Annotated in this window: 2 protein-coding genes; both read left to right on the forward strand. The window is 41.2% G+C overall.

Annotated features, from left to right (window positions below):
• A partial coding sequence (locus A3729_RS28260) for a TerB family tellurite resistance protein (protein ID WP_197476224.1) occupies positions 1–197 on the forward strand: 197 nt, incomplete at its 5' end.
• 27 nt (positions 198–224) lie between these two features.
• Positions 225–765, forward strand: a 541-nt coding sequence (locus tag A3729_RS28265; protein ID WP_068634528.1) for a glycerophosphodiester phosphodiesterase, incomplete at its 3' end; no start/stop codon positions are given.

Consider the following 765-nt stretch of genomic DNA (forward strand, 5'->3'; position numbering starts at 1 on the left):
GGGAACATACCGACCTTATAAATAAAAAGTTTGATAGCGACTCAAAATATCGCTTAATTCTTGCGATGTGGAAAATTGCTTACGCTGATAGCGATATTGATCGTTATGAAGAGCACCTGATCAGAAAGGTCAGTGATTTGATTTATATACCTCACACCCTGTTCATCAAAGCGAAACACGAAGCTAGTAATATATAGCACTTAGTTTTAGAACGGACGTCATAAATGATAATTATCGGACATAGAGGTGCTCGGAACGAAGCGCCGGAAAACACTGTAACGGGCTTTATTCATGCTCAATCAAATGGCTGTTTGGATTTCGAGTTAGACATTCAATTATCTTCAGATGGAGAGTTGGTAGTCTATCACGACCGAAATTTGTCACGCACAAGCAACCTGCAAGGCAAGATAGCTCATTATCCCTATTCTTTTCTAAGCAAAGTTGATTCCCGACATAATACACCAGGCTGGCACTCTCCCTGTTACATTCCACACCTACAAGAAGTGGTAGATAGCGTACCAAATACTCGAAGCTGGCAATTTGAAGTAAAGAACGATCATCGGCATGTATTGAAACTAATTGTAAAGCGATTACAAGATTTTTTTCGCAGCAATAATCTTTATGATAAGGCAACGGTTACTTCTGCCAGCCGCTGGATTCTACATGAAATAAACCGATTATCGCCAGAAATAGACACCGGCTATGTCGCAGAATACCGGTATCGCAGGCCATTGAAGACCGCTGTATCGCTCGATTGCAAGCTAC

This window comes from Oleiphilus sp. HI0043 (genome assembly GCF_001634935.1).